The 24581-nt window shown below is 75.4% G+C and carries 24 protein-coding genes; 13 read left to right on the forward strand and 11 right to left on the reverse strand.

Annotation, left to right across the window (positions count from 1 at the left end):
* Positions 1–36 precede the first annotated feature (36 nt).
* Entirely contained in the window at positions 37–681 is a 645-nt protein-coding gene (locus BLS21_RS10830) for a class I SAM-dependent methyltransferase (protein WP_091217729.1), read from the reverse strand.
* Between the two features lie 57 nt (positions 682–738).
* Between BLS21_RS10830 and BLS21_RS10835 the strand changes: the two genes are divergently transcribed.
* Together BLS21_RS10835 and BLS21_RS10840 are read left to right on the forward strand one after the other, a co-directional pair.
* Positions 739–1338, forward strand: a complete 600-nt coding sequence (locus BLS21_RS10835) for a helix-turn-helix domain-containing protein (protein ID WP_091217732.1) — start codon at positions 739–741, stop codon at positions 1336–1338.
* A 41-nt stretch (positions 1339–1379) separates the two neighbouring features.
* Entirely contained in the window at positions 1380–2372 is a 993-nt protein-coding gene (locus tag BLS21_RS10840) for a methyltransferase (protein ID WP_091217735.1), read from the forward strand.
* A gap of 86 nt (positions 2373–2458) precedes the next feature.
* On the opposite strand, the gene BLS21_RS10845 is transcribed toward BLS21_RS10840, so the two are convergent.
* From BLS21_RS10845 to BLS21_RS10855, 3 genes are read right to left on the reverse strand one after another with little or no spacing between them, the layout of a single operon-like run.
* Positions 2459–2878, reverse strand: coding sequence for a Rieske (2Fe-2S) protein (locus tag BLS21_RS10845; RefSeq protein ID WP_091217738.1), 420 nt, complete (start codon positions 2876–2878; stop codon positions 2459–2461).
* A complete protein-coding gene (gene nirB, locus BLS21_RS10850) occupies positions 2875–5400 on the reverse strand; it encodes a nitrite reductase large subunit NirB (RefSeq protein WP_091217741.1) in 2526 nt (841 codons plus the stop codon). The genes BLS21_RS10845 and nirB overlap by 4 nt, the downstream gene beginning before the upstream one ends.
* Positions 5400–7991 carry a molybdopterin oxidoreductase family protein gene (locus BLS21_RS10855; protein WP_091217744.1) on the reverse strand — a complete coding sequence of 864 codons (2592 nt, stop codon included), beginning with the start codon at positions 7989–7991 and terminating at the stop codon, positions 5400–5402. The genes nirB and BLS21_RS10855 overlap by 1 nt, the downstream gene beginning before the upstream one ends.
* Positions 7992–8106: 115 nt before the next feature.
* Between BLS21_RS10855 and BLS21_RS10860 the strand changes: the two genes are divergently transcribed.
* Positions 8107–8745 (forward strand): GNAT family N-acetyltransferase, encoded by a 639-nt coding sequence (locus BLS21_RS10860; RefSeq protein WP_245700292.1) that lies wholly within the window; start codon positions 8107–8109, stop codon positions 8743–8745.
* 175 nt (positions 8746–8920) lie between these two features.
* Here the strand turns inward: BLS21_RS10860 and BLS21_RS10865 are convergent, their stop codons facing one another.
* Positions 8921–9196, reverse strand: a complete 276-nt coding sequence (locus BLS21_RS10865; protein WP_091217749.1) for a hypothetical protein — start codon at positions 9194–9196, stop codon at positions 8921–8923.
* A gap of 110 nt (positions 9197–9306) precedes the next feature.
* The gene (locus tag BLS21_RS10870) at positions 9307–9744 is read right to left on the reverse strand and encodes a VOC family protein (RefSeq protein ID WP_091218407.1); all 438 of its coding nucleotides are present in this window, start codon (positions 9742–9744) and stop codon (positions 9307–9309) included.
* Positions 9745–10111: 367 nt separating this feature from the next.
* Between BLS21_RS10870 and BLS21_RS10875 the strand changes: the two genes are divergently transcribed.
* Together BLS21_RS10875 and BLS21_RS10880 are read left to right on the forward strand one after the other, a co-directional pair.
* Positions 10112–10462, forward strand: a complete 351-nt coding sequence (locus BLS21_RS10875; RefSeq protein WP_091217751.1) for a YciI family protein — start codon at positions 10112–10114, stop codon at positions 10460–10462.
* Positions 10463–10466: 4 nt separating this feature from the next.
* Entirely contained in the window at positions 10467–11693 is a 1227-nt protein-coding gene (locus tag BLS21_RS10880; RefSeq protein ID WP_091217753.1) for an RNA polymerase sigma factor, read from the forward strand.
* A 119-nt stretch (positions 11694–11812) separates the two neighbouring features.
* On the opposite strand, the gene arfB is transcribed toward BLS21_RS10880, so the two are convergent.
* Positions 11813–12253 carry an alternative ribosome rescue aminoacyl-tRNA hydrolase ArfB gene (gene arfB, locus BLS21_RS10885; protein ID WP_091217756.1) on the reverse strand — a complete coding sequence of 147 codons (441 nt, stop codon included), beginning with the start codon at positions 12251–12253 and terminating at the stop codon, positions 11813–11815.
* 43 nt (positions 12254–12296) lie between these two features.
* Positions 12297–12788: a membrane protein insertion efficiency factor YidD gene (gene yidD, locus BLS21_RS25865; protein WP_245700293.1), complete on the reverse strand. Its 492-nt coding sequence runs from the start codon at positions 12786–12788 to the stop codon at positions 12297–12299.
* A gap of 61 nt (positions 12789–12849) precedes the next feature.
* Between yidD and mmuM the strand changes: the two genes are divergently transcribed.
* The 3 genes from mmuM to BLS21_RS10905 are packed head-to-tail and all read left to right on the forward strand — an operon-like array spanning position 12850 to position 15582.
* Positions 12850–13794: a homocysteine S-methyltransferase gene (mmuM, locus tag BLS21_RS10895; protein ID WP_091217758.1), complete on the forward strand. Its 945-nt coding sequence runs from the start codon at positions 12850–12852 to the stop codon at positions 13792–13794.
* Positions 13795–13852: 58 nt separating this feature from the next.
* A complete protein-coding gene (locus tag BLS21_RS10900; RefSeq protein WP_091217761.1) occupies positions 13853–15118 on the forward strand; it encodes an LbetaH domain-containing protein in 1266 nt (421 codons plus the stop codon).
* On the forward strand, positions 15115–15582 hold the full coding sequence (locus BLS21_RS10905) for a hypothetical protein (protein WP_139177080.1): 468 nt from the start codon (positions 15115–15117) through the stop codon (positions 15580–15582). Before BLS21_RS10900 ends, BLS21_RS10905 begins: the two co-directional genes overlap by 4 nt.
* Before the next feature lie 37 nt (positions 15583–15619).
* Here the strand turns inward: BLS21_RS10905 and BLS21_RS10910 are convergent, their stop codons facing one another.
* On the reverse strand, positions 15620–16477 hold the full coding sequence (locus tag BLS21_RS10910; protein ID WP_091217766.1) for a glucose 1-dehydrogenase: 858 nt from the start codon (positions 16475–16477) through the stop codon (positions 15620–15622).
* Positions 16478–16695: 218 nt separating this feature from the next.
* Here BLS21_RS10910 and BLS21_RS10915 point away from each other — a divergent pair, with 218 nt between their 5' ends.
* Together BLS21_RS10915 and BLS21_RS10920 are read left to right on the forward strand one after the other, a co-directional pair.
* Positions 16696–19242, forward strand: coding sequence for a DEAD/DEAH box helicase (locus BLS21_RS10915; RefSeq protein ID WP_091217768.1), 2547 nt, complete (start codon positions 16696–16698; stop codon positions 19240–19242).
* 145 nt (positions 19243–19387) lie between these two features.
* Complete coding sequence (locus tag BLS21_RS10920) at positions 19388–19873, forward strand: hypothetical protein (RefSeq protein WP_217636089.1); 486 nt, start codon at positions 19388–19390, stop codon at positions 19871–19873.
* Here BLS21_RS10920 and BLS21_RS10925 read toward each other — a convergent pair.
* The gene (locus tag BLS21_RS10925; RefSeq protein WP_091217772.1) at positions 19860–21215 is read right to left on the reverse strand and encodes a sensor histidine kinase; all 1356 of its coding nucleotides are present in this window, start codon (positions 21213–21215) and stop codon (positions 19860–19862) included. The genes BLS21_RS10920 and BLS21_RS10925 overlap by 14 nt on opposite strands.
* A 208-nt stretch (positions 21216–21423) precedes the next feature.
* Between BLS21_RS10925 and BLS21_RS10930 the strand changes: the two genes are divergently transcribed.
* The 3 genes from BLS21_RS10930 to BLS21_RS10940 are packed head-to-tail and all read left to right on the forward strand — an operon-like array spanning position 21424 to position 23769.
* Positions 21424–22203 (forward strand): sulfite exporter TauE/SafE family protein, encoded by a 780-nt coding sequence (locus BLS21_RS10930; protein ID WP_091217775.1) that lies wholly within the window; start codon positions 21424–21426, stop codon positions 22201–22203.
* A gap of 55 nt (positions 22204–22258) precedes the next feature.
* Positions 22259–23005: a hypothetical protein gene (locus BLS21_RS10935; protein ID WP_091217777.1), complete on the forward strand. Its 747-nt coding sequence runs from the start codon at positions 22259–22261 to the stop codon at positions 23003–23005.
* A complete protein-coding gene (locus tag BLS21_RS10940; protein WP_091217779.1) occupies positions 23002–23769 on the forward strand; it encodes a sulfite exporter TauE/SafE family protein in 768 nt (255 codons plus the stop codon). Before BLS21_RS10935 ends, BLS21_RS10940 begins: the two co-directional genes overlap by 4 nt.
* Positions 23770–23848: 79 nt before the next feature.
* On the opposite strand, the gene BLS21_RS10945 is transcribed toward BLS21_RS10940, so the two are convergent.
* Positions 23849–24514, reverse strand: coding sequence for a hypothetical protein (locus BLS21_RS10945; protein WP_245700295.1), 666 nt, complete (start codon positions 24512–24514; stop codon positions 23849–23851).
* Positions 24515–24581 lie beyond the last annotated feature (67 nt).

Genomic DNA, 24581 nt, shown 5'->3' on the forward strand with positions numbered 1-24581 from the left:
ACCCTCGTGGGGGCCGGCGCCGTCCTGACCCCGGACTCAGGCGCGACGGCGGGCCAGCAGCACGGTGTCGGCGACGGGCAGCTCGCGCCCGGCCGGGCCGGCCGCCGTCCGCGGGCGGTCCTCGCAGACCACGACGTCCCAGGCGGCCGGGTCGAGCGTCGCGGCGACCTGCTCGGCCGTGAAGAACATCTCCGGCGAGCCGGCGTGCAGCTCGCTGGGCCGGTGCCCGACGACGAGCAGGCTGCCGCCCGGCGCGACGGCGGCGGCCAGCCGGGCGAACGCCGCGTCGCGGTCCTGCGGCGGCAGGTGGAAGTACTGCGCCGAGACCAGGTCGAAGGCGCTCGTCCGCGGCGCCCAGCGGGTGAGGTCGGCGTGCACCCACTCGACCCGCTCGGCGGCCTCCGGGCCCAGCCGGTCGGCCTGCGCGGCGGCGCGGGCCAGCGCGACGGTGGAGAAGTCGACGGCGGTGACCCGCCAGCCGCGGCCGGCCAGCCACAGCGCGTCGCCGCCCTCGCCGCTGCCGGCGTCCAGCGCCCGTCCCGGCGTCAGCCCGGCGGCCTCGGCCACCAGCTGCGGATTGGCCCGGCCGCTCCACAGGGCGGGCGCGGTGCGGTACCGCTCCTCCCAGGAGGCCTCGTCGAACCGCATCTCGCCGTGGCCCTGGTGTGCTGAGTGCTCCATGCCCGGCAGCCTCCCCGGAGGGTGCCGACTTGACAACGGATGTTGCCGGAGCGGCAAATGGAGGGCATGGCGGACGACGAGGCGACCGACGCGGTGCTCACCGCCGTCGGCCCGCGGCTGCGCGCGCTGCGCCAGCGGCGCGGGCTCACCCTGACGCAGCTGTCGGAGGAGACCGGCACCTCGGTCAGCACGCTGTCCCGGCTGGAGTCCGGGCAGCGGCGGCCGACGCTGGAGCTGCTGCTGCCGCTGGCCCGCGCCCACCAGGTGCCGCTGGACGAGCTGGTCGGCGCGCCGGAGACCGGGGACCCGCGGGTGCACCTGCGTCCGCGCACCCCGGCGCACGGCCTGACCGTCGTCCCGCTGACCCGGCGTCCGGGCGGGATCCAGGCGTTCAAGATGGTCTACGCGCCGCGCACCCCGGCCGGTGAGCCGGAGCTGCAGACGCACGAGGGCTACGACTGGGTGTACGTGCTCTCCGGCCGGCTGCGGCTGCTGCTCGGGGAGCACGACGTCGTCCTCGGCCCCGGGGAGGTCGCCGAGTTCGACACCCGCACCCCGCACTGGATCGGCAACCCGGGCGACGAGCCCGCCGAGGTGCTGGGCCTGTTCGGCCCGCAGGGCGAGCGGATGCACGTGCGGGCCCGCCCCCGCCGCTGACCGCGTTGTCCGCCCGCTGAGGGCGGTGCCACGATGCCGTCGTGCCCGGCTCCGCAGTCGACCGGCTGGCCCGGCTGGCCGACGGTTACCTGGTCACCCAGCTGCTGCACGTCGCCGTCGAGCTGGGGGTCCCCGACGCGCTGGCCGCCGGTCCGCGCAGCGCCGCCGACCTCGCGCGGGAGCTCGGCGCCGTGCCCGGCGCCCTGCACCGGGTGCTGCGCGGGCTGGCCGCAGAGGAGGTCCTCGACGAGCTGCCCGACGGCCGCTTCGCGCTGAGCCCGGTCGGCGAGCTGCTGCGGCCCGGGGTACCGGGCTCGCTGCCCGGTGTGGTGGCCGCCCGCGGCGGGCTCTACTTCCGGTCGGCCGCCGGGCTGCTCACCGCCGTGCGGGACGGCGGGACGCCGTTCGAACTCGTCGAGGGACGGCCCTTCTTCGACGCGCTCGCGGCCGAACCCGCGCGGCTGAGGGCGTTCCGCGCGTCGATGGCCGACCGCTCGGGACGGGAGGCCGGTGCGGTGGTGGCCGTCTACGACGTCTCCGGCCTCGCCTCGGTGGTCGACGTGGGCGGCGGGTCCGGCGTCCTGCTCCGGGCGGTCCGGGAACGGGCGCCGTCTGCTGACGTGCTGCTGTTCGACCGGCCGGAGGTGGTGGCCGGCTCGGACCTGCCCGCCGTCGGTGGCGACTTCTTCGAGCAGGTGCCGGCCGGCTCCGACGCCTACCTGCTGTCGCGGGTCCTGCACGACTGGGACGACGACGCCGCCCGCCGGGTGCTCACCGTGTGCCGGACGGCGATGCGGCCGGACTCGGTGCTGCTGGTGGTGGAGGCGGTGCTGCCGGAACGCGCCGCCGAGGACCCGGCCGCGGTGCGGATGGACCTCACCATGCTGGTGCTGCTGCCCGGCCGCGAGCGGACCGCGGCGGAGTACGCCGCCCTGTGCGAGGCGGCCGGGCTGCGGCTCACCCGCGACGTCCCGACCGACGCCGGGGTGCACGTGCTCGAGGTGCGCCCGGCGCAGGCCCTCCCACCGGGTTGACCACGGGGTTGTCGCCGGCGACACGCGCCGACACGCCGATGCGACCGGCAACAAGCCCATGACCACGGCCGGAGAGGGGTCCCTCCTCACACCTCGACGACGATCTCGCCGCCGGACTCGTGCACCGGGTACACGCGGATGGGCGCGGCCCCGGACGTCGAGGCGCCGTCGGTCCACCGGTAGGCGTAGAGGTGCAGCGGGCAGACCAGCACGTCGACGTCGGTCTGCCCGTCGGCGAGCGGGCCCCCGGCGTGCGGGCAGGCGGCCTGGGTGGCGTGCAGCGAGCCGTCCCGCAGCCGGAAGACGGCGACCTGCACGCCCCCGGCCACGAACGCCCGCCCCTCCCCCGGCGGCACCTCCTCGACCCGCCCGACGGCGTACGTCGTACCGCGCGGCGGTGCCGCGGGGCCCGGGCCGCGCACGTCGGTCGCGGGGCTGCCGGGCTCGGTGCCCGGGGTGGTGGGCCGGGCGGCCTCGAGGTGCCTCACCCCTGTCGCAGCGCTCATCGGACCGGCACCGCCGGCAGCGCGACCAGCGGCAGCGAGGTGCGGAACTGGCCGGGTGTCGCCGGCTCCTTCCCGTCCTGCCCCCACGGGTCGGCGTAGGCGTCGACCGACTTCTGCATGTTCGCGTCCAGGTCGGCCACGATCCCCTCGCTGTCCTCGAGCAGCACCGACCGGATCCGCTCCAGGCCGATCCGCGGCACGAAGTCGTAGGTGCGCTCCAGCCAGTTGGCGTTCTCCCGGTAGTACTGCAGGAACCGGCCGGTGAGCCGGAGCACCTCCTGCGGCGAGTCGACGGTGGCCAGCAGGTCGCCCTTGCGGACGGTGGCCCCGGCGGCGCCGCCGACGTAGACCTCCCACCTCCCGTTGCCGACGGCCACGACGCCGACGTCCTTGACGTAGGCCTCGGCGCAGTTGCGGGGGCAGCCGACCACGGCGAGCTTCATCTTCGCCGGGCTCTCGATGCCCTGGAACCGGGTCTCCAGGTCGATGCCGAGCTGGGTGGAGTCGCCCAGGCCGAAGCGGCAGAAGTCGCTGCCCACGCAGGTCTTCACGGTGCGGAAGCTCTTGCCGTAGGCGTACCCCGAGGGCATGCCCAGGTCGTCCCACACCGCCGGCAGGTCCTCCTTGCGCACCCCCAGCAGGTCGATGCGCTGCCCGCCGGTCACCTTGACCATCGGGACCTCGTACTTCTCGGCCACCTCGGCGATCCGGCGCAGCTGGGCCGGCGTGGTCACCCCGCCCTTCATCTGCGGGACGACGGAGAAGGTGCCGTCGCGCTGGATGTTGGCGTGCACCCGGTCGTTGATGAACTCGCCGTCCTTCTCGGGGACGAAGTCCACGCCCCAGACCATCTTGAGCAGCGAGGTCAGACCCATCTTGGACCTCGCGTCCTCCTTGCCGCCGGGGGCGAGCGCGGCGAACACCGCCGACACGCTGCGCAGGTCCTGCTCGCGGATGGCGGCCACCAGCTCGGGCTTGGCCATCGGGATGCCCGGCACGTAGTACGAGGCAGCCGGGTCCTCGGCGAGGTCGCCGTCGGCGGCCCACTCGACGATCTGCTTGACGAGGGACCTGCACGAGCCGCAGCCCTTGCCGGCACGGGTGGCGTCCATGACCGCGCCGACGCTGCCGCAGCCGCCGGCGACGGCACCGCAGATGTCGCCCTTCGAGACCCCGTTGCAGTTGCACACCTGCGAGTCGGCCGGCATCTCGGCGACGCCGACCTCCGCGGCGCCGTCGGAGAGGTCGACCAGCAGCCGGATCCGCTCCTCCGGCAGCGGCACGCCGCGGTCGAAGGCCTGGGTCAGGTAGGCGACCTTGCGGGTGTCGCCGAGCAGCGTGGCGCCGATCAGCCGGTCGTCGCGGATCACCACCGACAGGTGCACCCCGCGCTTGGGCTCGGAGATGACGAGGAACTCGTCGTCCTCCCTCTCGGGGGTGTTGACCCCCATGGTGGCGACGTCGACGCCGGCCACCTTGAGCTTGGTCGCCGTCCGGCTGCCGTGGTACTCCGCCCCGGGATCGGTGCCCGTGAGGACGTCGGCCAGCACCCTGGCGTGCTCCCACGCCGGTTGCACCAGGCCGTACACCGAGCCGCGGTGCTGCGCGCACTCGCCGATGGCGTAGACGTCGGGGTCGTCGGTGCGCAGCTGGTCGTCGACCACGATGCCGCGCTCGACCTCCAACCCGGAGCGCAGCGCGACGTCGCTGTGCGGCCGGACGCCGGCGGCGACGACGAGCAGGTCGCAGTCCAGCCGCCGTCCGTCCTTGAGCACGACACCTTCGACGTGCTCGGCACCGAGCACCTCGGTGGCCAGGACGTCGAGGTGGACGTCGATCCCCAGCGACTCGACGCTCCTCCTGAGGATGGCACCGGCCTCGGCGTCGAGCTGGGCGTTCATCAGCCACGGCATGGCGTGCACCAGCTCGACCTGGAGGCCGTGGCCCTGCAGCGCGCGGGCGGCCTCGAGTCCGAGCAGCCCGCCGCCCATGACGACGGCCCTCCGGCAGCGGCCGGTGGCCTCCAGCAGGGCGCGGGTCTCGTCGATGGTGCGGAACCCGAAGACGCCGGGCAGCAGGCTGCCGTCCTCGCGGCGGACGCCGGTCATCGGCGGGATGAACGAGTAGCTGCCGGTGGCCAGCACCAGGTGGTCGTAGGGGGTGACCGAGCCGTCGGCGCCGAGGACGGTCTTGGCGGCGGTGTCGATGCGCTCGACCCGGATCCCGGCGCGCAGGTGCACGCCGTTGTCGGCGTACCAGTCGTGGCTGTTGAGGACGATGTCGTCCTCGTGCGACTCCCCGGCCAGCACCGGCGAGAGCATGATCCGGTTGTAGTTGCCGTGCGGCTCGTCGCCGAGGACGGTGATGCGGAACTGGTCGCCGCCGCCGCGCTCGAGCACCTCCTCGACCAGCCGGGCCCCGGCCATGCCGTTGCCCACCACGACCAGCCGGGCGCGGGGGTCGAGCTCGTCGTCGAGCGAGAGGGACGTCAGGCCGGTCGGCCGGCCACCCAGGACGGTCATCAGACCTCCACCAGCCCGAGGTCGACGACCAGCTCACCGGTGACGCCGATGGGCGCGGCCGCCTGCAGCTCGACGACCGTGCCACCGGGCAGGTCCTCGACGACCCGCAGCGGGACGTGCACGTCACCCTTGGCGCCGATCGGGAACCAGCGGACCGGCACCCCGTCGCGGACCAGCAGCACGTACACCAGGTGGTCGGTGGAGTTGCCGCCGCGGAAGTAGAGCGCCTGCGCGGTGGCGCCCGAGGGCACCGTGTAGCGCAGCGCCGGGTCGACGGGGCCGGGCTTGTCCAGGCCCTCGCCCGTGATCGGGTACACGCCTTGCAGGAACCGTGGGGTGCTCTTCACGCGGGGGGTCCTCCTCGGGACGGGGCGGGACGGCGGGAGCGGGGTGCGCGCCGCGGGCTGTTCGTGGGGACGGGGCTCGGGCTGGCCGGCGGCGTCGGGTGCGGGCAGCCGCTCGACCGGGCCGGCGACGCGGGTGACGGCGACCGCGCAGACCTTGAAGGCCGGCATCCCCGACGTGGGGTCCAGCGCCGGGTCGGTCAGCGCGTTGGCCGACGAGCCGCCGCCCCAGTGGAAGGGCGCGAAGACGACGTCGGGACGGACGTCGTCGGTTAGGTGCGCCGAGAAGCGGGCCCGGCCGCGACGGGTGGCCAGCTCGACGACGTCGTCCGGGCCGATGCCGAGACGCCGCGCGAGGTCGGGGTGCAGCTCGGCCCGCGGCAGCGGCGCGACCAGCTGCAGGCTCCTGGTCCGCCGGGTCTGGGTGCCCGACTGGTACTGCGCCAGCACCCGGCCGGTGGTGAGCACGTAGGGGTACTGCGCGTCGGGCCGCTCGTGCGCCTCGACGTGCTCGACGCGCAGGAAGCGGGCCCGCCCGTCCGGGGTGGCGAAGCGGTCGAGGAACAGCCGCGGGGTGCCGGGGTGCTCCGGCGCGGGGCAGGGCCAGAAGACCCCCTGCTCCTCGTCGATGCGCCGGTAGGTGATGCCGGAGTAGTCGGCCGCTCCCCCGGCGCTGGCCCGGCCGAGCTCGGCGAAGACCGTCTCGGCGTCCCCGCTGAACCCCGGCGCCCCCAGGCGCTCGGCCAGCTCGGCGAGCAGCTGCAGGTCGTCGCGGACGCCGTCGGGCGGGTCCAGCGCGCGCCGGCGGCGGAGGACCCGCCCCTCGACGTTGGTCATCGTGCCGTCCTCCTCGGCCCACATGGCGCTGGGCAGGACCACGTCGGCGAGCTCGGCGGTCTCGGAGAGGAAGAAGTCGCTGACCGCGAGGAAGTCCAGGTCGGCCAGGCGGCTGATCACCCGGCGGGCGTCCGGGGCGGAGACCGCGACGTTGGAGGCGAGCACCAGCAGGGTCCGCACGCCGCCGTCGGTGCCGAGGGCGTCGAGCAGCTCGAAGGCCGACGGCCCCGGCTGCGGCAGGTCGTCGGGGTCGACGCCCCAGACCGCGGCGACGTGCGCGCGGGCGGCCGGGTCGGCGAGCCGGCGGTAGCCGGGCAGCTGGTCGGCCTTCTGCCCGTGCTCGCGGCCGCCCTGCCCGTTGCCCTGGCCGGTGACCGTGGCCCAGCCGCTGCCCTCGCGGCCGGGCAGGCCGAGGGCCAGCGCCAGGTTGATCCAGGCCTGGGCGGTGTCGGTGCCGCTGCGGTGCTGCTCGGCGCCGCGGGCGGTGAGCACGATCGCCCGCTCGGCGCGGGCGAGGGCGAAGACGGTGCGGCGCTGGTCGGCGACGGGGACGCCGGTCAGCCGCTCCACCCGGTCCGGCCAGTAGGCCCCGACCCCCTCCCGGACCTGGTCGAAACCGGTGGTGCGCGCCGCGACGTACGCCTCGTCGACCAGGCCCTCGGCGATCGCGATGTGCAGCAGCCCGTTGGCCAGGGCCAGGTCGGTGCCCGGCAGCGGCTGCAGGTGCAGGGCGGCGTTGCGGGCGGTCGCCGTCCGGCGGGGGTCCACCACGACGTGCTGCGCGCCGCGGGCCCGGCCCTCGTCGAACCACTGCATCGCCGGGGGCATGGTGTCGGCCGGGTTGGACCCCACCAGGACGACGACGTCGGCCGCGGCGATGTCGGACAGCGGGAAGGGCATGCCGCGGTCGAGGCCGAAGGCGCGGTTGGCCGCGCCCGCGGCCGAGGACATGCAGAACCGGCCGTTGTAGTCGATGGCGCTCGTCCGCAGCGCGACCCGGGCGAACTTGCCGAACTGGTAGGCCTGCTCGTTGGTCAGCCCGCCGCCGCCGAAGCAGCCGACGGCGTCGCGGCCGTGCGCGTCCTGGGTCCGCTCGATCGCGGCGACGACCCGGTCCAGCGCCTCGTCCCACGTGCTCTCGACCAGCGGGCTGCCGCGGTCGCCCGGGACGGCGCGCACCAGCGGGCGGGTCAGCCGCTCGGGGTGGTCGAGCAGCTCCGGTGCCGACCAGCCCTTGGAGCACAGGCCGCCGCGGTTGGTCGGGAAGTCGGCCGGCTGCAGCGTCGCCGGGCGGTCGCCGGCGGTCATCGTGACCCCGCACTGCAGGGAGCAGTAGGGGCAGTGGGTCTGCGTCGTCCGGGTGCGCGGGCCGGCCCCGGCGAGCACTCCGGGCAGGGCGGTCGCGGTCACGTCGACGAGGTTCGCCGGTGCCGGTTTCCCGGCGACGGCATCGGCGTCAAGCCTGCGTTCCGTCGACCTCACGCCGTCCCGGCGGCGACTGTTAGGCCACCCCTACGCTGGCCGGGTGGCCGACCGCGTGATCACCGTGCACCTCGGCGCCCCGTCGGTCCGCCCCGCCGAGCAGCGCGACGTGCCCCGGATCGCCGCCACCCTCACCCTCGTGCAGGCCACGTCGCGCTGGACCCGCTGGGCGCTGCCGGAGGACGGCCGGGTGCAGCGGCTGACCCGGCTCGCCGAGCTCGACGCCGGGCACCGCGCGGTCTCCACCGGCACCGGCTGGGTCACCGAGGACGTCACCGCCGTCGCCGCGTGGCACGCCCCCGAGGGCGCGCCGGGCACCCGGCCGCTGCCCGACGACGTCCGTGCCGCGCTGGCCACCGAGCTGCCGCACGTGCACGGCTCCCGATGGGACGCCGTCCGCCGGACCCGCGAGCTGGTCGACGCCGCCCGCCCGGCCGGACCGCACTGGTGGCTGGCCCACCTGGGCACCCGGCCCAGCAGCCGACGGCACGGCTACGGGACGGCGCTGCTGCAGCCGGCGCTCGAGCGCTGCGACGAGGACGGCCTGCCCGCAGCCGCCGTAGTCTCGACCTGGGCCGCCGTCCGGTTCCTGCGGCGGCTCGGCTTCGACGTCGACCAGGCGATGGACAGCTCCGACGGCACGCTGCCGCTCTGGCTGCTGGTGCGCCCGCCGCGGGACTGACCGCTGCCCGGCGGGGAGGGTGAGGGGCCCTCCCCCACTGCCACCTGACACGGCCTGCCCGCGACGTCCCGGTCGGTGCCGCACGTCGACGGCCGTCCGCTGGGCTGTCGCGGACCCCGCATCGACGATGCGGTGGTCTTCGACGAGCTCGCCGAGACGCCGCCTGCGGCGCCGGCTACGAGCGGTTGCCGGACCTGGTGTCCCCGCTGACGTTCCCGGCCCCGTTCCCGGTGTCGTCCCGAGGCGACTGCTCGCGGACGTCCTTGAGCGCGTTGAGCGCAGAGACCATCGCTGCAGCCGCCATGGCGATGACGACCAGGAAAGCGCCGATGAGCACCCAGCGCTCCACGTCGAGCCGGAAGCCTGACGCCGACATGATGACGGCCGTGAGGACCAGGATGAGTGCCACGAGAGCACCGACGACCAGGGACCAGAGGATGGTCGATCTCATGATGTGCCCCTTCCGGAGGAATGCGGTCCCGCACGGTGGTCCAGGAGTCGGGCAGGCACGGTGACCGACTGTCCGGGCATCACCGTGTTCTCTGCCGGATCGACCCGCGGTCAGCTCTCGTTCAGCGCCTGGGCGAGCATCACGATGATGCCGCTGGGGCCGCGCACATAGGTGAGCTTGTAGGCGTCCCCGTAGGTCGCCACGCCGCGCAGTGGGTGGCAGCCGTGCCTCGCGGCGATCTCGAGCGCCTCGTCGATGTCGTCGACCGAGAAGGCGACGCGGTGCATGCCGATCTCGTTGGGCCGGGTGGGCTCCGTCTCGATCGCGTCGGGGTGGATGTACTCGAAGAGCTCGAGGCGACCGTTGCCGTCCGGCGTCTGGAGCATGGCGATGGTGGCATGGTTGCCGTCGAGGCCGACGGCGGTGTCGGCCCACTCTCCACTGACCGTGTCACGGCCGAGGACGGTCAGCCCGAGGTCGGTGAAGAAGGCGATCGTCGCTTCGAGGTCGCGGACGGCGATGCCGACGTTCTCGAGTCTGATGGGCACGCGCTGCACGTTACCGAGTCGCGGTGACCTGTTCAGGGCCGTGAACTGCCGGTTCCGGCTCAGTGGGGCGGCGGACCGTTCCGCAGGATCAGCGTCGCGCCAGTCGGACACCGGACGCCGCGGTGCACGGCCGTGCGACGCGGCTCGAGCGGATCCTCGAGCGACTCGTCGCGCACCCCCGGCGATGCCGTGAGACCTCCTCCGCCTCGCCTGACCACGGCAGCTGCGGCGGCTCCCGCACCCGTGACCGGGTCGCCTCAGGATCCGCGGAGGAATTCCTCCCGGGGTCGTCGATCTGACGCGGGGTCGTTCGTACAGGGGGTGAGCGGCCGGTACCGTGCCGGCCGCCGGACCCGAGGAGATCCCCGTGCCGCAGTACCTGCTCAGCCTGATCCAGCCCGACGGCCCGATGCCCGCGCCGGAGGTCCTCGACCCGATCATGCGCGACGTCGCCGCGGTGACCGAGCGGATGCGTGCCGCCGGCGCCTGGGTCTTCTCCGCCGGCCTGCACCCCGCGGAGACCGCCACCGTGGTGCGGCCCGCGGGCGAGGACGTCCTGGTCACCGACGGCCCCTACGTGGAGGCCAAGGAGCACGTCGGTGGCTTCACCATCGTGGAGGCCGAGGACCTCGACGCCGCGCTGGCCTGGGGCCGCGAGGTCGCCCGGGCGACGACCCTGCCGGTGGAGGTCCGCCCGATCGCCAACGGGGGCGTCTGACCCGGTGCCCGACGTCCGCACGCCTGACGTGGAGGCGGTCTTCCGCGAGTCCTACGGGCGCGCGGTCGCCGTCCTCACCCGCCTCCTCGGCGACATCGACGCCGCCGAGGAGGCGGTGCAGGACGCCTTCCTGACCGCCCTGCAGCGCTGGCCGGTGGACGGCGTGCCGCCCAGCCCCGCCGGGTGGATCGTCACCACCGCCCGCAACCGGGCCATCGACCGGCTGCGTCGCGAGTCCACCCGCACCGACCGGTACCGGGCCGCCGCGCTGCTCGCCGACCCCGGCCCCCCGCCCGAGGAGGGCGCCGTGCGCGACGACCGGCTGCGCATGCTGTTCACCTGCTGCCACCCCGCCCTGGCCCCCGCTGCCCGCGTCGCGCTGACGCTGCGGCTGGTGGGCGGGCTGTCGACCGCGGAGATCGCGCACGCCTTCCTCGTCCCCGAGGCGACGATGGCCCAGCGGCTGGTGCGGGCCAAGAACAAGATCCGCGATGCCCGCATCCCCTACCGGGTGCCGGCCGAGGCCGACCTGCCCGACCGGCTGTCCGGCGTCCTGGCGGTCGTCTACCTCGTGTACTCGGAGGGGCACACGGCGTCGGCGGGCGAGGGACTGGTGCGCACCGACCTGTGCGCGGAGGCGGTCCGGTTGGCCCGGCAGCTGGCCGAGCTCATGCCCGACGAGCCCGAGGTGCTCGGCCTGCTGGCGCTGGTCCTGCTGAGCGAGTCGCGCCGGGCGGCCCGGGTGGCGCCCGACGGGTCGCTGGTGCCGCTGCCGGAGCAGGACCGCTCCCGGTGGGACGCCGCGCTCATCGCGGAGGGGCAGGAGCTGGTGCGCCGCTGCCTGCGCCGCGGCGCTCCCGGGCCCTACCAGGTGCAGGCGGCGATCCAGGCGGTGCACAGCGACGCCGCGTCCGCGGAGGAGACCGACTGGGCGCAGGTGCTCGCGCTCTACGACCACCTGATGGCCCTGGCGCCGAGCCCGGTGGTGGCGCTCAACCGCGCGGTCGCGGTGGCCGAGGTGCACGGTCCGGCGATGGCGCTGGCGCTGCTCGACGGCCTCGACCTGCCGCGCTCGCACCTGCTGCCCGCCGTCCGGGCCGACCTGCTGCGCCGGCTGGGCCGCACCGCCGAGGCCGCCACGGCCTACGACACAGCCCTCGGGCTGGCCGGCAACGCGACCGAGCGCGCCTTCCTGGAGCGGCGGCGGGCCGAGGTCGCGGACGCCGGCTGAGCCACGGCCGCCGGCTGCCTCCCCGGACCTCCACCCCTGCTTGCAGGAGGACGCAGGGGTGGACGTCCGGAGGAGTACTGCGCCCCGGCCACGGCCACCGGTTGAGGCTGTGCCCCCGGTCAGTCCCAGCGACGACGGGAGCGCTTGAGCTCGCCGCGCTGCTTCTTGGCCTGGATGCGGCGCTCCTGCGACCCGCGCGTGGGCTTCGTGCGCCGGCGCGCGGGGGGCGGCGGGGCCAGCGCCGCACGCAGGACGGCGGCCAGCCGCTCCCGGGCGGCCTGCCGGTTGCGCAGCTGCTGACGGTGCTCGCTGGCGGCCACGGTCAGGACGCCGTCCACCAGCCGGCCGGCCAGGCGTGCGGCCAGCCGCTCCCGCTGGACGCCGGTCAGCCCGGGCAGCTCCAGCGGCGCGACCGACAGCTCCACCCGCGAGTCGGCGGTGTTCACGCCCTGCCCGCCCGGGCCCGACGAGCGGGAGAACCGCCAGTGCTGCGCGGCCGCGGGCACGACGAGGGAGCCGGTGACCGGGAGGTCCCCGGAGGCGTCGTCGGGAGCGGGCACGTCCCCCAGTGTGGCGGCGCGGCCGGGACGAGGGTGACCCGGCTCAGGCGGCGGCGGGCACCGGGTCGGGGCCGCCCGCCGCGCCGGGGCGGCAGCGCACCAGCCGGCGCAGCATCAGCCAGCTGCCCCGCGCGGCGCCGTGCTGCTCCAGCGCCCCGACGGCGTAGGCCGAGCAGGTCGGCTCGAAGTGGCAGCACGGCGGACGCCGGGGGCTGACCTCGCGCTGGTAGACCCGGACGGCGGCCACCAGCCGGTCCCGCACCCGGGTCCCGCGTCGCCCGGTGCCGGCGGCGTGCACGTGCCGCACCGTCGTCGGCACGAGGAACAGGCCGTCGATGCCGCAGCCGATCGCGTTGGCCAGGCAGCAGCCGGTGTTGAGGAACAGCAGGTCGCGCAGGCACGAGCCGTCCCGGTCGTGGCCGCGGCGCGGCCCGTAGCCGTACGCGCGGCCGTACCCGTACGGCGTGCCGTGGCGGTACCCCGGTCCGCGCCGCCGCCGGCGCGGGTCCCACCCGCTGCTCCAGATGAAGACCATGGGCCGATCCTGGGGGTGCCCGACCGCCCGCGCCCGGCGAGCCGGGAGGACCATCGGCCGCATGCCCGACTTCCCCCTCGCCACCGCGCTGGCCGCCGGCCCGGTCGTCCTCGACGGCGGCCTGGCCACGGAGCTGGAGACGCAGGGGCACGACCTCTCCTCGGCGCTGTGGTCGGCGCGGCTGCTGCACGACGACCCGGAGGCGGTCGTCGCCGCGCACGCCGCCTTCGCCGCCGCCGGCGCCCAGGTGGCGACGACGGCCAGCTACCAGGTGTCGGTGGAGGGGCTGGCCGCTGTCGGGCTGGACGCGGCGGAGGCCCGGCGGCTCGTCGTCCGCTCGGTCCACCTCGCCGAGCGGGGGACCCCGGGGGCGTGGATCGCCGGGTCGGTCGGGCCCTACGGCGCGGCCCTCGCGGACGGGTCGGAGTACACGGGGGACTACGCCGACGAGGTCGGCGTCGACCGGCTCCGGCAGTGGCACCGGCCGCGCATGCAGTGGCTGGCCGAGGCCGGGGCCGACGTGCTGGCCTGCGAGACGGTGCCCGCTGCTGCTGAGGCCGAGGCGCTGCTGGAGGAGGCCGACATGCTGGGGATGCCGGTCTGGCTGTCGCTCACCACGGTGCTGGACGGCGACGGCGTCGTCCGCACCCGTCGCGGCGAGCCGGCCGAGGAGGTGTACGCGATGGCACGCGAGCTCGACGCGGTGGTGGCGGTCGGCGTCAACTGCACCGACCCGGACGGCGTCCTGCCGGCGGTGACCGCTGCTCGGGCCGCGGGCAAGCCCGTCGTCGTCTACCCGAACAGCGGGGAGCGGTGGGACGCCGCCGCCCGCCGCTGGACCGGGACCGCCGGCCTCTCCCCCGCCGACGCGCTCGCCTGGGTCGACGCCGGCGCCCGGCTCGTCGGCGGGTGCTGCCGCGTGGGGCCCGACGCCGTCGCCGCGCTCACCCGTGCCCTCCGCGGCGCCCGGTCCGACGAGGAGGTCGCCTCCGACGACGGCCGTTGACCTCCGAGGCACCACCCCCACCCGGCCGGGTGGGCGTCTCCCCGATGAACGGATCCCCATGCGACGAGCACTGCTCACCGGCTCCGCGGCCACCGCCGTGGTGGTCGGGACCCTCACCCCCGCACTGGCCCAGACCGACGAGCGACGGTGCTCCCCGACCCGCGAGAACGTGCCGGTGTGCTCGACGGACGGCTCCGTCGCGACCGCCACCTTCCTCGACCCGACCGTCACGGTCACCGGGGCGCGGCACGTCGGGCTCGGGCAACGGGGCTACGTCGGCCCCTTCGCCGAGCTGCACGCCACCCGGCACGCGCCGATCAGCGTCGGCGCGTCGTCCAACGTCCAGGACAACGTCCTGCTCGACGCCCGCGGCGGCAGCGGCATCCGGGTCGGCGACCGCGTCATCCTGGCCCACGGGTCCTCGGTGCGCGGCTCGGCGAGCGTCGGCATCGAGTCCAGCCCGCTGCCCCCGCAGGTCGCGGGCACGGTGGACACCCTCGAGGGCTCGGTGTTCCTGAGCTTCGGCAGCGAGGTCGACGGCGCCACCGTCGAGATCGACTCCGGCGTCTCGGCGCTGGCCCGGGTCGCTCCCGGCGTCACGCTGCCCAGCGGCTTCCTCGTGCTGCCCGGCAAGAACGTGACCACCGACGCCGAGGCCAGCGACCCGGCCCTGGGCAAGGTCCGATACCTCACCCAGGCCGACGTCGCCTTCAACGAGGCCGTCATCCACGTCAACGAGTCGCTGGCCCGCGCGTACACCGAGCTGTACCGCGAGGACCCCGGCGCCGTGCACGGGGTCAACCTCGACCCGGGCCACACCGAGTTCAACCCCGACGCCGACCTGCCGAGCTTCGCCGGCGACGAGCAGGCGCGGCCGGACTCCCGCAACCGGGTCATCGGCGACGTCGACCTGGCGGACACCTACGACCGGTTCACGCAGCGCACCGGCGAGCGGATCGCCATCCGCGCCGACGAGGGCGAGCCCTTCGTCGTCGGCCACGTCGACGAGATGGACGACGACGTGGTCTTCCACGCCCTCGAGCACACCGACGTCCACGTCGGGGACGACGTCCGCTACGGCGAGGGCGCGATCGTGCACGGCGGCGGCCGCGTCGTCGTCGAGGGCCAGCCCGAGGAGCAGACCGTGGTCGGCGACCGTGTCCGCCTCGGCGACGGGTCCGTCGTCTTCCGCAGCACCATCGGCGACGGCGCCCGGATCGGCGACCGCAGCGGCGTCGTCGGCACCGACCTGCCCGCCGGCACCGTCGTCCCGCCGGACACCATCGTCCTCAACGGGGAGGTGTTCGGCGCGGTCGAGTGGTGACCGCGCTCCTGCGCTCCCGCGGCCCGGCGGCCGCCCTGCTCACCCTCGCCGCCGGGCTCACCGGCTGCTCGCCGGCGAGCGAGGGGGAGATGCGGGGGACCCTCGCGGGGCCGGCCCCGGTCCTGGCGTCGGCGACCCTCACCGACGACGTCGACCCGGCCGCCGGCAGCTGGTCGACCACCTGGGAGGCGTGCTTCGACCCGTCGCCCGGTGAGGAGCACCTCGAGCGCTGGGAGGTCCGGGCGGTGACCGCCGAGGGCGTGTCCCCGCGCGTCGAGGAGCTCCCGGGCAGGTGCGTCGAGCTGCAGCTGGCCCAGGGCCCGGGGACGGCGCCGGCGGACGACCCCGGCCGGACCGCCGCGCTGGCCGACGCCGCGTCGCTGGGCTACCAGGCCCGCGGGGTGCGCTCCGACGGCTCGGTGACGCCGTGGAGCGAACCCGTCGTCGCCGGCAGCGTCGGCTGAGCCGGCCCCGGGCGCGCCGCGCGCCCGGGGCCCTCGGTCAGAGGATCGGCTTGCCGCCGGTGACCGCGACCCGCGCGCCCGAGACGTAGGACGCCTCGTCGCTGGCCAGCATCACGTAGACCGGCGCGAGCTCGGCCGGCTGCCCGGCCCGGCCCAGCGGCACCTGCTGGCCGAAGCTCTCCACCTTCTCCTCGGGCATGGTCGCCGGGATCAGCGGCGTCCAGATCGGGCCCGGGGCCACGCTGTTGGCCCGGATGCCCTTCTCGGCCAGCATCTGCGCGAGGCTGGCGGTGAAGTTGGCGATCCCGGCCTTGGTCATCGCGTAGGCGATGAGGTTCGGGCTCGGGTTGTCGGAGTTCACCGACGACGAGTTGATGATCGACGCCCCCGGCTGCATGTGCGGGACCGCGTCCTTGGTCAGCGTGAACATCGCCGTCAGGTTCAGCGCCACCGTGTGGTCCCACTCCTCGTCCGAGATCTCCTCGAGCGAGTCGTGGCTCATCTGGAAGGCCGCGTTGTTGACCAGGATGTCGACCTTGCCGAACTCCTCGACCGCCTTCGGGATGATCGTCTTCTGGTGGGCGCGGTCGGCGAGGTCACCGGGGACGAGCACGCACTTCCGGCCGGCCTCCTCGACGTACTTGGCGGTGTCCTGGGCGTCCTCGTGCTCGTTCAGGTACGAGATCAGGACGTCGGCGCCCTCGCGGGCGAAGGCGATCGCCACGGCCCGGCCGATGCCGCTGTCGCCGCCGGTGATCACCGCCGCCTTGCCGGTCAGCCGGCCCGAGCCGCGGTAGCTCTCCTCGCCGTGGTCGGGCTTGGGGTCCATCTGCCCGAGCGTGCCGGGGACCTGCTGCTGCTGCGCGGGCTGGGACTCGGGGCGGGGTTCGGACATGGCACTACCTCCGTGGACGTGCTCCGTGGACGTGCGGGACGGCGGTGCGCCGGCGCTCTTCTCACGCCGCCCGGGAGCCGGGTCACCGCCGCGTCCTCCGCCCGCTACCCCCGCACGCAGTCCTCCGAACCGGCCCGGTCACGAACCGGTGGACCCCGCGACCGCCCGCCGGGCCCTGCGCGGGAAGTTCCGCCGCGTCCGGCACGCTGTCCCCCACGATGACCGCCACCGCCCCTCCCCTCCTCGACGACCCGTCCGACCTCTCGGCCCTCCGGGCGCGCGGCGCCGACCCCGACGAGCTGTTCACCTCGTTCGCCGCCTGGGCCCAGGCGCAGGGCACCGTGCTGTACCCGCACCAGGAGGAGGCGCTGATCGAGCTGGTCAGCGGCGCCAACGTCGTCCTCGCGACGCCGACCGGGTCGGGCAAGTCGCTGGTGGCCACCGGCGCGCAGTACGCCGCGCTCGCCGGGGGACGGCGCAGCTGGTACACCGCGCCGATCAAGGCGCTGGTCAGCGAGAAGTTCTTCGCGCTGTGCGGCGTCTTCGGCGCCGAGAACGTCGGCATGCTCACCGGCGACGCCGCGGTCAACCGGGACGCCCCGATCATCGCCTGCACCGCCGAGGTCCTGGCCAACGTCGCCCTGCGCGAGGGCGCGGAGGCCGACGTCGGCCTGGTCGTGTTGGACGAGTTCCACTTCTACGGCGACCCCGACCGCGGCTGGGCCTGGCAGGTGCCGCTGCTCGAGCTGCCGAGGGCGCAGTTCCTGCTGATGAGCGCCACCCTGGGCGACACCGGCTGGCTGCGCGAGGACCTCACCCGCCGCACCGGCCGGCCCACCGCGCTGGTCGCCGGCGCCGAGCGCCCCGTGCCGCTGCACCACTACTACGCGACGACGCCGATGCACGAGACGATCCAGGAGCTGCTCGACACCCGGCAGGCGCCGGTCTACGTCGTCCACTTCACCCAGGCCTCGGCGCTGGAGCGGGCGCAGGCACTGATGAGCGTCAACGTCTGCACCAAGGAGGAGAAGGCCGCGATCGCCGAGATGATCGGCGGCTTCCGGTTCACCACCTCCTTCGGGACGACGCTGTCGCGGCTGGTGCGCCACGGCATCGGCGTCCACCACGCCGGGATGCTGCCCAAGTACCGGCGGCTGGTGGAGCAGCTGGCCCAGGCCGGCCTGCTCAAGGTCATCTGCGGCACCGACACCCTCGGCGTCGGCATCAACGTGCCGATCCGCACCGTGGTCTTCTCCGCGCTGTCGAAGTACGACGGCACGCGGACCCGGCTGCTCAACGCCCGCGAGTTCCACCAGATCGCCGGGCGGGCCGGACGCGCCGGCTACGACACCGCCGGCACCGTCGTCGTCCAGGCCCCCGAGCACGAGGTGGAGAACCTCAAACAGTTCGCCAAGGTCGCCGACGACCCCAAGAAGCGCCGCAAGCTGGTGCGCAAGAAGGCGCCCGAGGGCATGGTGCCGTGGTCGGAGGGCACCATGCGCCGGCTGGTCGAGGCCGAGCCCGAGCCGCTGACCAGCAACATGCGGGTGTCGACGGCGATGGTGCTCGACGTCGTCGACCGCCCCGGCGACCCGGTCGCCGCGATGCGCCGGCTGCTCACGGAGAACCACGAGTCGCGCAAGCGCCAGCTGCGGCACATCCGGGAGGCCATCGGCATCGCCCGCTCGCTGCTGCAGGCCGGGGTGCTGGTGCGGCTCGACGAGCCGGAGCCGGACGGACGCCGCCACCGGCTGACCGTCGACCTGCCGCCGGACTTCGCGCTCAACCAGCCGCTGTCGACCTTCGCCCTGGCCGCGATCGAGCTGCTCGACCCGGCCAGCGACACCTACGCCCTCGACGTGGTCAGCGTCATCGAGGCCACCCTCGACGACCCGCGGCAGATCCTGGCTGCGCAGCTGAACAAGGCCAAGGGCGAGGCGGTGGCCCAGATGAAGGCCGAGGGGATCGAGTACGAGGAGCGCATGGAGCTGCTCGAGGAGATCACCCACCCGCAGCCGCTGGCCGAGCTGCTCGAGCACGCGCTGGAGGTCTACACCCGGTCGAACCCGTGGGCGGCCGATGCGCACCTGTCGCCGAAGTCCGTCGTCCGCGACGTGTGGGAGAACGCCTACACCTTCCGCGAGCTGGTCAACACCTACGGGCTGACCCGCGCGGAGGGCGCGGTGCTGCGCTACCTCTCCGACGCCTACAAGGCGCTGCGCTCCGGCGTCCCCGCGGCCGCCCGCACCGACGAGGTGACCGACCTGGTCGAGTGGCTCGGCGAGCTGGTCCGTCAGGTGGACTCCTCGCTGCTCGACGAGTGGGAGCAGCTGACGAGCCCGGACCAGCCGCTGGACGCACCGGTCGCCGTCCCGGTCCGCCCGCGGCCGCTGACCGGCAACGAGCGGGCCTTCACGGCGATGGTGCGCAACCAGCTGTTCCGGCGGGTGGAGCTGTTCGCCCGCCGCCGCTGGTACGACCTGGGCGAGCTCGACCGCGACTCCGGGTGGGACGCCGAGCGGTGGGGCGAGGTGGTCCAGGCCTACTTCGCCGAGCACGCCGAGCTGGGCACCGGCGCCGACGCCCGCGGCCCGGCGCTGCTCATCTGGGACAGGGGCGAGCCCGGGGTCTGGCGGGTGCGGCAGATCCTGGACGACCCGGCCGGCGACCACGACTGGGGCTTCGACGTCGAGGTCGACCTCGAGGCCTCCGACGAGGAGGGCGCCGTGGTGCTGCGCCTGGTCGACGCCGGCCGCAGGGACTGAACGGGTCGGCTCTCGCCGCAGGTTTAACCGGACTCTTGCCTTTCCCGGCGCTGCTGCTCGTCAGCGTCGCCCTACCGTGAGGAGGCAGACGACGGGTCGCCGTGGACACGGCGGGCACCGAGGGGGCTCCGTGGACCTTCGCTTCGTGGCTTTCAACCTCATCGCCCGGGACGCCACGCTGTTGACGCTGCTGGCCAACGACGCCCGGCGCCAGGAAGCGGACGGCGCGGCGGAGGACCGGACGGCGTCCTGCTTCGTCTCCCTGCGGTGGACGGTCGACGAGCACAGCTCGGCCCCGGCCGGGTCCGAACTCCTGACCCTCCAGGTCCACGCCGCGGGGGACGACTCCTGTTCCCTCGCACAGCTCGACCAGGTCCTGCAGCGGCTGCGCGCGGCCCTGACGACCGTCGGGCCGAACCCGTGCATCACCGCCCGGTGCCTGACGACGTCGGGCCCGGTCCCGGACAGCCGCTCCGGCACGGTCGTCCGGACCAGCACGTGGCGGATCGCGCCCGTGTCCACCGAGCCGAGGGCCGCGGCCGCCACCCGGCTCGCGCCGTGGTGCGTGTGGAGCGAGCCGGACGGGTCCGGCCTCCGGGTGCCCGGTCTCGGCGTCCTCAGCCTGAACTGACCGGGCCGACAGCGGCGACCTCGCGCGCGTCCCGGTTCTCGACCGGGACCGCGGGCAGCAGGAGGGTGAACACGGGTGGCGCCGCACGGGTGAGCTGCAGCCGGCCCTGCCCGGCCTCGGCGAGTCTGCGGGCCAGCGCGAGTCCGATCCCGTGCCCCTCGCGCCGGTCGGTCCGCGGCCCGAACACGGCCCTCCCGTCGTCCGGGACGCCCGGGCCCTCGTCCGAGACGTCGACCGCCACGGCGCCCGTGGCCTCCCGGACGGTGACGGTCACGGCGCCTCGACCGTGGGTGCACGCGTTGTCGAGGAGCACGCCGAGCACCTGGCGGACCGCCGCGGTCGACGCCCGGGCCTCCGGCGCGCCGGGATCGATCCGGACCTCGAGGTCCCGGCCGTGCAGTGCCAGCCGGGCGTCCCACTCCGGCGACAGCTCGCCGACCAGCGTGCCGAGGTCGACCGGACCGGTGCGGGCGCCCTGGTCGGCGCGGGCCAGCGTCAGGACCTCGTCGATGATCGCCTCCAGGCGGTCGGCGTCGACCAGGCTCGCGGCGATGGCCGGCCTGGGGTCGACGTCCGTCCGTTCCAGTGCCGCCTCCAGGCGCAGCCGCATCCCGGCCAGCGGCGTCCGGAGCTGGTGCGAGGCGTCGGTCGAGAAGGCTCGCTCCCGGGCGAGCAGGTCGTCCAGGCGGGCCGCGGTCGCCTCGAGCGCGGCGCCGACCGCGTCCGTCTCCTCGATCCCTCCCCGACGGGTCCGGATGCTGAAGTCGCCCTCCCCCAGCCGGCGTGCGCTCTCCTCCAGTTCCTCCAGGGGCTGCGCCAGCCGGCGGGCCTGCCGGCGCCCGACCAGCCAGGCGACCGCCACCGCGACGGTGGCCAGTCCCGCCATCCCCGCCCACATGAGACCGACCGCACCGAGCACGTCCGCACGGGACTGGGTCACCACCACCGCGCCGATCACCTCGTCGGAGTGGGTGACGGGGACGGCGACCACCCAGAGGTCCCCGTCGGTCGCGGTGGAGACCTCGCCGTCGAAGGCCCCGGCCAGGACGCCCGCGTCGCTGTCCGGGACCGCCCCGGCCAGCCGCTGACCGTCCCGGTCGAACACGGCTGCGGCGACGGCCTCGCCGTCGTCCCCGATGTCGTCGAGGACCTCCGGGTCGATCCGGTCGTCGTGGTACACGTCGCCGGCCACGGTGATCGCCAGGTCGCTGGCGTCCCGCACCAGGTGCCCCCACTGGTGCTGCAGCGCGTACTGGAGCAACGCCACGCCCAGCGGCACCGCGAACAGGACCGTGGCGACGACGGAGGTCAGCACGGCCAGGCTGATGATCCGGGTGCGCACGGACGTCGCCTCCGATCGGCCGGGGTCGAGGCTCGGCGGTGGGCACGCGGGCACCCGGCGGGGCGTGCCTGCGGTCGTGTGCCTCTCGGAGCGCCGGAGGTGCCCGCCTGATACCGGCGCGGGGAGGGACGTTCCGCGGACCGGTCGTCCCGCCCGCCCCGTGGGTCCGGTTCCCTGCGGGCGTGGCACGCTTCCGGGCGATGACCCGATGACCCTGCTGGAGATGCTGGCGGTCGCCGCGGCAGGGCTGGCCGCGGGTGCCATCAACGCCGTCGTCGGCTCGGGCACGCTGGTGACCTTCCCGGTGCTGCTGGCCGTCGGCCTGCCGCCGGTGACCGCGACGATCAGCAACTCCCTCGGCCTGGTGCCGGGCAACCTCGCCGGCTCGCTCGGTTACCGGCGCGAGCTGGCCGGTCAGCGCTGGCTGCTGCTGCGGCTGCTGCCCGCCTCGGTGCTCGGCGCGCTGACCGGCGCGTTCCTGCTGCTGCACCTCCCGGCGAGCAGCTTCGAGGCGATCGTGCCGGTGCTCGTCGGGCTGGCCGTCGTCCTCGTCGCCGCCCAGCCGCTGGTGTCGCGGGCCCTGGCGCGCCGGCGGGCCGTGGACGAGCCGCCGTCGGGGATCGGCCCCGGCCGGCTGGTCGCGCTGTTCGCCGGCGCCTACGCGACCGGCAGCTACGGCGGCTACTTCGCGGCCAGCCAGGGCGTGCTGCAGATCGGCGTCTTCGGGCTGCTGCTGCGCGAGTCCCTGCAGCGGCTCAACGCGATCAAGAACGTGCTCACCCTCGCGGTCAACGGGGTGGCCGCCGGGGCCTACGTCGTCGTGGCGACCGACCGCGTCGACTGGCGCGCGGCCGGGCTGGTCGCGGCCGGCTCGCTGCTGGGCGGGTACGTCGGCGCCCGGTTCGGTCGCCGGCTGCCCTCGGCCGTGCTGCGCGGCGCGATCGTCGCGCTCGGGTGCGTCGCGATCGCCGTCCTGGTCACCGGGTGACCCTCCGGGACCGGCCGGTGTCGGAGCCTGCAGGTCCACGCGGCAAGCTGGACCCATGACCGGGAGTGCAGCCGAACGCTTCGACCAGGCCCTGGCCACCACACCGGCCGCCCTCGACGGACCCGAACTGCTGCCCTGCCGGCTGGCGCGCGCCTCCGCCGCCGCGCTCGGTGTCGACGGCGCCGGGCTGAGCCTGCACGTGGGCGTGCTCCGGACGCCGATCGGCGCCAGCGACCCGCAGACCGCGCACGCCGAACGCCTGCAGTTCACCGTCGGTGACGGCCCCTGCCTGCGCGCGCAGGACAACGGCACGGTGATCGCCTTCTCCCTCGAGGACATCGCGCGCAACTGGCCGGAGCTGTGGGCCTCGCTGCTCAACGAGACGACCTACCGCGGCGTGCTCTCGGTGCCGCTCCCCCCACCGATGGGGCCGCTGGTGGTCCTGGACCTGTACGTGCACGACCCCGCGCGGCTGACCTGCCTCGATCGCGACGAGCTGCAGGCGGTCGCCCGGGTGACCACGCAGGAGCTGGCGGTCACGGTGTCCGGGCCGGAGTTCCCCGACGACGGCAGCAACTGGCTGGAGGGGCCGGACGCGCAGCGGCGCGCCCTCGTCTGGCAGGCCATGGGGCTGGTCGGCATCGCCTTCGGGCTCGACGCCACCGACGCCATCGCCACGATGCGCGCCTCGGCGATCGCCGCGGGCCGGGTGGTCGACGACGTCGCCGGGGACATCGTCGCCGGCCGCCTGGTGCCGGCGGACCTGCGGGCGGCCCCGGACCGCGACGGCCACGGCGGGTGAGCCCTGCGGAGTTCGCCCTGCTCGTGCTGGCCGGCGTCGGCGGGGGGCTGACCGGCAGCATCGCGGGCCTGGCCTCGCTGGTGAGCTACCCCGCGCTGCTCGCGGCCGGTCTGCCGCCGGTGGCGGCGAACGTCACCAACACCGTCGCCCTGGTGCTCAACGGCGTGGGCGCGGTGAGTGCCTCCGGGCCGGAGCTGCGCGGGCAGGGACGGCGGCTTCTGCGGCTCGCGAGCGGTGCGGTGCTCGGCGGCGCGGCCGGTGCGGCCCTGCTCCTGCTCACGCCGTCGGACGCCTTCGAGCGCATCGTGCCGTGGCTGATCGGCGGGGCCGCGGTGGCGCTGCTGGTGCAGCGGCCGCCGCGGGAGCTGGCCGCCCGAGGGGCCGCCACGCACCCGACGCACCGCGACCCGTGGTGGCTGCCGCTGGCCGTCGCCGCGATCGCCGTCTACGGCGGCTACTTCGGAGCGGCGGCCGGCGTGATGCTGCTCGCGCTGTTCCTGCTGTCGACCGGTGAGGGCCTGGCGGTCGGCAACGCGATGCGCAACGTGGTGCTCGGCCTGGCCAACCTGACGGCCGCGGTCGGCTTCGCCGTGTTCGCCCCCGTCGCGTGGTCGGCGGCGGTACCGCTGGCGATCGGCCTGTTCGTCGGCGGGCGCCTCGGCCCGCGGGTGGTGCGCCGCGCGCCGCAGCTGCTGCTGCGCCGGCTCATCGCCCTCGCCGGGCTCGGCCTGGCGGTGCACCTCGCCGTCCAGGCCTACGGGTGAAGGACCACCCCCCCACGCCTCGCAGGCTCCTGCGGAGGGCCCCTGGAGGGTGGCCGTTCCATCACCTCACCGGGGCGGCTCAGTTGCTGACGTAGGCGGCCAGGAAGAGGACGAACGCGCTGGCCAGCAGCAGCAGCCGGGCCGGGGTGAGGCCGTTGATGAGGTTGGCCGTCGCCTCCACCCAGGCCGGCCGGATGCCCGCCTCCCGGGCACCGCGGCGCACCAGCCGGACCTCGTCGGCCAGCAGAGCCCCGGCTGCGCCGAGCATGCCGAGCCCGACGGTGAGGAAGACCAGCGCCAGGCGCTCCCGGAAGGCCTCGGCGACCCCGGCGAGCAGCAGCACGACGACCAGTCCGGCGAGCAGGCCGACCACCGCGCCGGCGACGGGGGCCCACGGGCCCATCCGGGTCAGCGGGAACGGGACCCGGGCGCCGATGCGGGGACGGCGGGCGACCGGACCGGTCGGCTGGGCGCCCTCCGCCGTCGCCGGGCCGGGACCAGCGGCCGGCTGCGGCGGCGCGGGCGGCGTCCCGACCGGGATCGGGCCGGTCGCCGTCGGGCCGGACGGGACCGGGCCGGACGGGACCGGGCCCGAGGGCACGGGCCCGGACGGCGCGGCGCCGGCACCGGACGGCGTGGCGCCGGCACCGGACGGCGCGGCGCCGGACGGGGTCGCGCCGGCGGGCTCGGCCGCGGGCAGCTCGGTGGTCACGGGGGGCGACGGGGTGCGGGGTGCCTCGGACATCGCCGTCCACGCTAGCGGCGGAGCTGACGGGGGCAGGGAGGCCGGTGCGGGTGTCGACACGTCGACG

Source organism: Geodermatophilus siccatus (genome assembly GCF_900103785.1).
Taxonomy (GTDB): Bacteria; Actinomycetota; Actinomycetes; order Mycobacteriales; family Geodermatophilaceae; genus Geodermatophilus; species Geodermatophilus siccatus.

Coding starts and splice junctions, on each gene's coding strand:
- BLS21_RS10830 (WP_091217729.1), bottom strand. CDS start 681: ATGGAGCACTCAGCACACCAGGGCCACGGCGAGATGCGGTTCGACGAG.
- BLS21_RS10835 (WP_091217732.1), top strand. CDS start 739: ATGGAGGGCATGGCGGACGACGAGGCGACCGACGCGGTGCTCACCGCC.
- BLS21_RS10845 (WP_091217738.1), bottom strand. CDS start 2,878: ATGAGCGCTGCGACAGGGGTGAGGCACCTCGAGGCCGCCCGGCCCACC.
- nirB (WP_091217741.1), bottom strand. CDS start 5,400: ATGACCGTCCTGGGTGGCCGGCCGACCGGCCTGACGTCCCTCTCGCTC.
- BLS21_RS10865 (WP_091217749.1), bottom strand. CDS start 9,196: ATGAGATCGACCATCCTCTGGTCCCTGGTCGTCGGTGCTCTCGTGGCA.
- yidD (WP_245700293.1), bottom strand. CDS start 12,788: ATGGTCTTCATCTGGAGCAGCGGGTGGGACCCGCGCCGGCGGCGGCGC.
- mmuM (WP_091217758.1), top strand. CDS start 12,850: ATGCCCGACTTCCCCCTCGCCACCGCGCTGGCCGCCGGCCCGGTCGTC.
- BLS21_RS10900 (WP_091217761.1), top strand. CDS start 13,853: ATGCGACGAGCACTGCTCACCGGCTCCGCGGCCACCGCCGTGGTGGTC.
- BLS21_RS10910 (WP_091217766.1), bottom strand. CDS start 16,477: ATGTCCGAACCCCGCCCCGAGTCCCAGCCCGCGCAGCAGCAGCAGGTC.
- BLS21_RS10915 (WP_091217768.1), top strand. CDS start 16,696: ATGACCGCCACCGCCCCTCCCCTCCTCGACGACCCGTCCGACCTCTCG.
- BLS21_RS10930 (WP_091217775.1), top strand. CDS start 21,424: ATGACCCTGCTGGAGATGCTGGCGGTCGCCGCGGCAGGGCTGGCCGCG.
- BLS21_RS10935 (WP_091217777.1), top strand. CDS start 22,259: ATGACCGGGAGTGCAGCCGAACGCTTCGACCAGGCCCTGGCCACCACA.
- BLS21_RS10945 (WP_245700295.1), bottom strand. CDS start 24,514: ATGTCCGAGGCACCCCGCACCCCGTCGCCCCCCGTGACCACCGAGCTG.